We start from the raw sequence: 826 nt of genomic DNA, 5'->3' as shown, positions 1-826 counted from the left end.
GCAGGGAACTCCACCACTGCAACCAGCACCAAGGCATACACCAAAGATGTCACTGCACCGACTGCATCTGTAACGGTCAATGGCATCACCTCGGATAACGTCCTCAATATCTCTGAGGCGGCCGGGACCGTCGCCATCACCGGCACTGTGGGCGGTGACGTGCAGACAGGCGACACTGTAACCATCACCGTCGACGGGACGAACTACACCGGCACCGTGGACGCATCCAGGACCTTCAGCATCAACGTTCCCGGCAGCAAGCTTGCCGCCGATGCCGATCTCACCGTTGATGCAAGTGTGACCACCACTGATGCAGCCGGTAACGCTACGACTGCCACGACGACGAAGTCATACACCAAAGATGTCACTGCACCGACTGCATCGGTAACGGTCAATGGCATCACTTCCGATAACGTGCTGNTGGACGCATCCAGGACCTTCAGCATCAACGTTCCCGGCAGCAAGCTTGCCGCCGATGCCGATCTCACCGTTGATGCAAGTGTGACCACCACTGATGCAGCCGGTAACGCTACGACTGCCACGACGACGAAGTCATACACCAAAGATGTCACTGCACCGACTGCATCGGTAACGGTCAATGGCATCACTTCCGATAACGTGCTGGACATCTCAGAGGCTGCCGGGACCATCGCCGTTACCGGCACTGTGGGCGGTGACGTGCAGACCGGCGACACTGTAACCATTACCGTCGACGGGACGAACTACACCGGCACCGTGGACGCCTCCAGGACTTTCAGCATCAACGTCCCGGGCAGCAAACTGGCCGCCGATGCGGATCTCACCGTTGATGCAAGTGTGACCACCA

Annotated in this window: 1 protein-coding gene; it reads left to right on the top strand. The window is 58.5% G+C overall.

Features of this window, described 5'->3' with window-relative positions:
* On the top strand, positions 1-826 hold an 826-nt coding region (locus E8K79_RS21020; protein ID WP_136516451.1), incomplete at both ends, for an Ig-like domain-containing protein.

Origin of the sequence: Geomonas edaphica, from assembly GCF_004917075.1 — a bacterium.
GTDB classification, from domain to species: Bacteria; Desulfobacterota; Desulfuromonadia; order Geobacterales; family Geobacteraceae; genus Geomonas; species Geomonas edaphica.
The sequence above is the reverse complement of the archived record's forward strand: the minus strand, read 5'-3'. Positions and strand labels throughout refer to the sequence as shown.